Below are 6,748 nucleotides of genomic sequence, written 5' to 3'. Positions count from 1 at the left end.
GTCCGCTCCAGCTCGGCGCGCACGAAGTCCAGCGGGATCAGGTGGTCGGCAGCGGGCGGCTCGACTTTCTCCGCCGCGCCCTTCTTGCGTGGCCGGGCGGCCTTGGTGCGGGGGGCGCTCGGCTTGGGCTTCTTTTGAGGCGGGAGGTGATGAAGGGGAATAACGGAGGCACTGGTTTCGTCGGCCATGGAACTCGTCTCTACAACTGGTCACGGGCGGCGGCGCGGCGCGCCTGTCCTCGTCCCGATCCTGCGGATGTCGATTCGGCTCGCGACATTCTACCCCGATCTGGGGCAACAGTCGGCGGAACTTCGCGTCGCCCCGGCGGTCGGAAAAGCCGGCAGAAATCCCGGAATTTCGACGCAGCTTGAGCCGTTCTGCCACCAGGCGACGCAAATCATGCCGCTACTGATCCGAGAAGCTATCCCATCGCGGGCGGCAGAAGGTGGCGCGGGAGTCACAGGGCCGACCGAAATGCGCGCATGCGATTCCCGCCGGCAACCCTCTCCCGAACGCGAGTGCATTTCGGCAACTCGCTCATTGGCCGGCAGGTGGCCTTTCACGAAGAACTTGCGTTCCCCGGCAATACCCGCGTCCCTAGATGTCGATGTTGGCGCTGAGCGAATTGTCCTGGATGAATTCGCGGCGCGGCTCGACCACATCGCCCATCAGCTTGGTGAAGATGTCATCGGCCTCGTCGACCTCCTTGACCTTCACCTGCAAGAGCGAGCGTGCATTGCTATCCAGCGTGGTCTCCCAGAGCTGGCTCGGGTTCATTTCGCCGAGGCCTTTGTAGCGCTGCAGCTTGATTCCTTCACGACCGGCGTTGGTGACGGCCTCGAACAGATCGACGGGACCATGAATGACGGTTTCGGTTTCTTTCCGCCTGAGCAGGCCGGGGCGGGCATAGGCCAGCTGCAGTCGCGCCGCGTAGTCGTCGAGCTTGCGCGCATCCGCCGAGCCGAGCAGCGCGTCGTCGATGGTGGCGGAATCCTTGACGCCGCGCACGGTGCGCTCGAACAGAAAGCCCTGGCCTTCGGTGAACTGTCCGACCCAGCCGCGCTCGACCTCGTCGGCGAGTGCATCCAGCCGCTTGGCGATGTAGCCGGCAGCTGCGGCGGCCTTTTCCGGATCGCCAAAAATCTCCTGCCGCAGCACGCCGGCGATCGCCGCCTGCTCGACCACCGTGCGGTTATAACGGCTGTGCAGATTGCGCAGCACTGCGCGGATGGCGCGGGCGTCCTCCACCAGCGTCAGCAGGTCGCGGCCCTTGCGGTCCTCGCCCGAGGCGAGCTTGAACAGGCAATCATCCAGCCCGGTCTCGATCAGATAGTCTTCCAGCGAACGGTCATCCTTGAGATATTGTTCGGACTTGCCGCGCACCACCTTATAGAGCGGCGGCTGCGCGATATAGAGGTGGCCCTGGTCGATGATCGGTCGCATCTGCCGGTAGAAGAAAGTCAGCAGCAGCGTGCGGATATGGTCGCCGTCGACGTCGGCGTCGGTCATCAGGATGATCTTGTGATAACGCAGCTTGTCGATCGCGAAATCGTCGCTGATACCAGTACCGAGCGCGGTGATCAGCGTGCCGATCTGTTCGCTTGACAGCATCTTGTCAAGGCGCACGCGCTCGACATTGAGGATCTTGCCGCGCAGCGGCAGCACCGCCTGGAATTCGCGGTTGCGGCCCTGTTTGGCGCTGCCGCCGGCGGAATCGCCCTCGACGATGAACAATTCGGATTTGGCGGGATCCTTCTCCTGGCAGTCGGCGAGCTTGCCCGGCAGCGAGGAGACGCTGAGCGGGTTCTTGCGGGTCAATTCGCGCGCCTTTCGCGCGGCTTCGCGGGCTGCGGCGGCCTGGATCACCTTGCCGACGATCGCCTTGGCCTCGGCCGGATGCTCCTCAAACCAGGCGGCGAGTGCCTCGTTGAGCACGTTCTCGACCACCGGACGCACTTCCGAGGAGACCAGCTTGTCCTTGGTCTGCGAGGAGAATTTCGGATCCGGGACTTTCACCGACAGCACCGCGGTCAGCCCCTCGCGGCAGTCGTCGCCGGTCAGCGCGATCTTTTCCTTCTTGGCGTGGGCCTCGGCATAGCCGTTGACCTGCCGGGTCAGCGCGCCGCGAAAACCGGCCAGATGGGTGCCGCCGTCGCGCTGCGGAATGTTGTTGGTGAAGCACAGCACGTTCTCGTGGTAGCTGTCGTTCCACCACAGCGCGGCTTCGACGCCGATGCCGTTCATCTCCGAGCGCACCATGATCGGTTCCGGCACGCTCGCCTTCTTGTTGCGGTCGAGATATTTGACGAACTCCTCGACGCCGCCGTCATAATGCATCTCCTCGCGCTTCTCGACCGCGTGGCGCATGTCGGACAGCACGATGTTGACGCCGGAATTGAGGAAGGCGAGCTCGCGGAGCCGATGTTCCAGGGTGGCGAAGTCGTATTCGACGTTGGTGAAGGTCTCGCCGGAGGCGAGGAATGTCACCTCAGTGCCGCGCTTGCCCTTGGCCTCGCCGACTTCCCGGAGCGGCGCGATCGCGTCGCCATGGGCGAACTCGATGAAATATTCCTTGTCATCGCGCCAGACCCGCAATTGCAGCTTGCTCGACAGCGCGTTGACGACGGAGACGCCGACGCCATGCAGGCCGCCCGACACCTTGTAGGAGTTCTGGTCGAATTTTCCGCCGGCATGCAGCTGGGTCATGATGACCTCGGCCGCCGAGATGCCCTCACCCTTGTGGATGTCGACGGGAATGCCGCGGCCGTCGTCGCGCACGGTGACGGAATTGTCGGGATTGAGGACAACCTCGACCGCGGTGGCGTGGCCTGCGAGCGCCTCGTCGATGGCGTTATCGACGACCTCGTAGACCATGTGGTGCAGGCCGCTGCCGTCATCGGTATCGCCGATATACATGCCCGGCCGCTTGCGTACGGCATCGAGCCCCTTCAGGACCCGGATCGATTCCGCGCCATATTCGCTTGGGATCGAATGCTCAGTGTCGGCGGTCGATTGCCGCGCGGGTTCAGTCATGTGAGGCCTTCGAGGATGATCCGAATCAGCAACGCGATGGGAGGCGCCGACCAGCGTATTTCTGCCATGAAAGGCAGGCGCCGCCTAGCGCAAAGTCGCGAACCATAAACTACTGAATAAATAGGGTTTTTCGATGGTTTTGCAAGGCCGCTGACCGTCGATTCCCCGCCCTCGAAAAAGCTCGATTCGTGCATCCTTTTATATCCCGCAGACCACGGATTTGTGGTTCGGGAATAGGGTTGGCCTACGCTGACGCAAGCCCAATGGCAAGCGAGGCAGGACCGCCTTAAAGGTGGCTTCGTCACGTCAACGGACCGACCGATGTCGCCTCCGCCGTCAGATCGCTATCGGCCGGATATCGATGGCCTCCGCGCCGTCGCGGTGCTGCTCGTCGTGCACTTCCACGCCTTTCCGGAGGCCGTGCCCGGCGGCTTCATCGGGGTCGATATTTTCTTTGTCATCTCAGGCTTCCTGATCACGGGGATCGTCGCCCGGGAGCTTGGTTTCCAAAAGTTCAGCCTGCTCGCCTTCTACGACCGACGGGTCAGGCGAATTTTTCCGGCGCTGATCGTCGTGCTCTGCGCCGTGATGATGCTCGGCTGGCTATGGCTGCTGCCGGAGGCCTATGCGGGGTTGAGCGTCAATGTGTTTGCCAGCGCGGCCTTTGCCGCCAACATCGCGCTATTGCTGCAGTCCGGCTATTTCGACATCGAATCCGCCAGGAAGCCGCTGCTGCATCTGTGGTCGCTCGGCATCGAGGAGCAGTTCTACCTGGTCTGGCCACTGATCCTCATGCTCGCGGCTCGGGCCCGGCTCAGCCTGGTCTGGGTCGTCGCCCTGCTCGGGATCGCCTCCTTTGTCCTCAATATCGTGCTGATCGGCACCGACCCGGTCGCGACCTTCTATCTGCCGTTCACCCGGGCTTTCGAACTGCTCGCGGGTGCGGCGCTGGCCTGCGTGTGGGGACGGCTCGGCCCGAGCGGTGCGGCGAGCAACTGGCGCGCCGGTCTGGGCATCGTGCTGATCGCGGTCGCCGCCGCGATCCTCGATCCGCGTCGTGCTTTTCCGGGTTGGTGGGCTGTCCTGCCGGTCGCCGGCAGTGCGCTCGTGTTGTCGGCGCCATCGGCTTGGACCAATCGCCATTTGCTGGCGAGCCGGCCTTTTGTGTGGGTCGGCCTGATCAGCTATCCGCTCTATCTCTGGCACTGGCCGCTGCTGGTGTTCCTGACGGCGATCAAGTTCCGGCCGCTAACCCCGCTCGAGCGCGAACTGATCGTGGTCCTGAGCATCGCGCTGGCCTGGGCGACCTATCGGTTCATCGAAACGCCGTTTCGATTTGGCCGGCCGGTGCCGATCAAGACCTTGGGCCTTTGCGGCGCGATGGCGCTGACGGCAGTCGCCGCCGGGATCGTCTGCGAAGCCGGGGGGTTCGAGTTCCGGTTGCCAGCGGAAATTCGCGCGCTGGCCGACGTGCCCGAGCAAACCGCGCAGTGGCGGATTCACCGGTGCCTGCTTGACCTCAGCCACGAGACCTCATTCGCGGACGATTGCGTCGATCGCAACCGCCGGCCGCTGGTGATGGTCTGGGGCGATTCGACCGCGGGCGCGTTGATGCCCGGCCTGCGCCGGGCGCAGCAGACCCATGATTTCGGCATTGCCCAGTTCACGTCGAGCTCCTGCATCCCCGCGCTCGATGCCGATATCGCTGGCGTGCCCAACTGCCGCGCCATCAACGATCAGGTCTTGGGCCTGGCGCAGCGGCTGCAGCCCGATATCGTGTTGCTGCACGGCGCCTTCGAGAAATATCTCGATCATGTCGCGGAAACCGTGACCGCGCTGAAGCAGCAGACCCACGCGCGGGTTGTCGTGCTGGGCCCGGTACCGGGCTGGAAGCGCGGCCTGCCCAATGAAGTGCTGCGCTACTTCATGCTGCATCATCGCCTGATTCCTGACCGATCGGACGATGCCGTGTCATCCAATGGATACGATGCCGTGATGCGGGCGGCGCTGGTGCCGAAAGGAGCGGAGTTCATGTCGGCGTGGGATGCCCTTTGCAATGAGCGCGGCTGCCTGACGCGGACCGGCGCCGCGGCCGGCGATATCACGGCCAGCGATCAGGTGCATCTGACCGAGAAGGGATCGATCTTTCTGGTGCAGTCCATCATCGATCCGCTGCTCGGTGTCCCGGCCACGCCAGCCGCGCTCTCGTCGCAGTAAAGCGGCTCAGCCGCGGCGGCTGATGATGCGGCCGTTCTCGACGTCGAAGATCTCGCCGGATGCGCCGATGTCGCCGAACGCCGCAGGGTCGGCGCCGGTCAGCCAGACCTGCACCCCGAGTTTTGCCAGTTCACCGAACAGCGCGCTGCGTCGGTTCGGATCGAGATGCGCGACGACTTCATCGAGCAATAGCAGCGGCCCGATCCCCGTCGTTTCCGCAACCAGGGTGGCATGCGCCAGCACCAGCCCGATCAGAAGCGCCTTCTGCTCGCCGGTCGATGCGTCGCGGGCCGGCATGTTTTTCGGCGCGTAGACCACCTGCAGGTCGGTGAGATGCGGGCCGTCGAGGGTGCGGCCGGCCGCGGCGTCGCGCGCGCGCTGCTCGCGCAGGATCCTGCGGTAGCGATCCTCTACCGAAGTCGCGGGTTCGCTGAGCAGCGCGTTTTCCATCCAGCCGTCGAGTGCGATATTGGCCGACGGAAACGCGGACATCTCGCCGCGCGCCCGCAGCATCGCCGCCAGTTTCACCGCGGTCTGGCCGCGCATTGCCGCGACCGCAACCGCGAGCTCAGCGGTTTCCCGCTCGATCGCGTCGCACCAATGGTCATCGAAATTGCGCACCTCCAAAAGCCGATTGCGCGAGCGCAGCGAGCGCTCCAGCGCCGAGACCCGGCTGGAATGCTGGCTGTCGATCGCAAGCACCAGGCGGTCGAAGAAGCGCCGCCGTTCCGATGCCGCGCCCAGGAACAGGCCGTCCATCGCAGGCGTCAGCCACACCATGCGCAAATGATCGCCAAAGGCTGTCGCCGAAGCCACCGTCTCACGGTCGATGCGGCAGCGCCTCTGTGCGCCCTGCGCCTCGCCGCGCGGCGCCTCGATGCCGGTGCCGAGCGTCGCCAGCCCCAGCGCGCCCTCGGCCTCCGCGGATACTGCCCATGAGCCGTCGCCCTGATTGTCTGCGATGTCTTCCAGCGTCGCGCGCCGCAAACCCCGGCCCGGTGACAGAAGCGAGATCGCTTCCAGGCAATTGGTTTTTCCCGCGCCGTTCGGCCCGACCAGCGCGACCATGTCGGCCCGCGTCACCAGCCCCGCCGCACGATAGTTGCGGAAATGGCTCAGCGTCAGGCGATGAATGCGGGAAGGGGTCATGCTGCCAGAGATGTCGGGTGCTTTCGACCCCCACAAGGCGAGAGCGTACTTCTCACACCCGCATCGGCATCAGCACATAGAGTGCGCTTTTGTTGTCACGGTCCTGCACCAGCGTCGGCGAGCCGGGATCGGCGAGCTTCAGCACCGCGACCTCGCCCTCGATCTGGGCCGCGATATCCAGGAGGTAGCGGGAGTTGAAGCCGATATCGAGCGGATCGGCGGCGTATTCGACCTCGAGCTCTTCGGTCGCACTGCCGGAATCTGGATTGGTGACCGACAGCACGAGCTTGCCGGCGGACAGCGCCAGTTTGACCGCGCGGCCGCGCTCGCTTGAAATCGTCGAGACGCG

3 protein-coding genes and 2 pseudogenes are annotated in these 6,748 nt (G+C 64.6%); 1 reads left to right on the top strand and 4 read right to left on the bottom strand.

All coding sequences use genetic code 11. The annotated features are described in order from the left end of the window. Together WCB02_RS38315 and gyrB are read right to left on the bottom strand one after the other, a co-directional pair. Positions 1-188 (bottom strand): annotated as a pseudogene (locus WCB02_RS38315) (hypothetical protein); the annotation flags it as partial. A gap of 409 nt (positions 189-597) precedes the next feature. Then, positions 598-3,033 (bottom strand): DNA topoisomerase (ATP-hydrolyzing) subunit B, encoded by a 2,436-nt coding sequence (gene gyrB / locus WCB02_RS38310; RefSeq protein WP_423967320.1) that lies wholly within the window; start codon positions 3,031-3,033, stop codon positions 598-600. 321 nt (positions 3,034-3,354) lie between these two features. Here gyrB and WCB02_RS38305 point away from each other — a divergent pair, with 321 nt between their 5' ends. Next, the gene (locus WCB02_RS38305; protein ID WP_423967317.1) at positions 3,355-5,250 is read left to right on the top strand and encodes an acyltransferase family protein; all 1,896 of its coding nucleotides are present in this window, start codon (positions 3,355-3,357) and stop codon (positions 5,248-5,250) included. Positions 5,251-5,256: 6 nt separating this feature from the next. Here the strand turns inward: WCB02_RS38305 and recF are convergent, their stop codons facing one another. Continuing rightward, positions 5,257-6,399, bottom strand: coding sequence for a DNA replication/repair protein RecF (gene recF / locus WCB02_RS38300; RefSeq protein WP_423967314.1), 1,143 nt, complete (start codon positions 6,397-6,399; stop codon positions 5,257-5,259). Between the two features lie 52 nt (positions 6,400-6,451). Continuing rightward, positions 6,452-6,748: pseudogene (locus WCB02_RS38295) on the bottom strand (DNA polymerase III subunit beta); the annotation flags it as partial.

The sequence above is a fragment of the Bradyrhizobium sp. genome (genome assembly GCF_049581145.1).
In the GTDB taxonomy this organism is placed as follows: Bacteria; Pseudomonadota; Alphaproteobacteria; order Rhizobiales; family Xanthobacteraceae; genus Bradyrhizobium.
The sequence above is the reverse complement of the archived record's forward strand: the minus strand, read 5'-3'. Positions and strand labels throughout refer to the sequence as shown.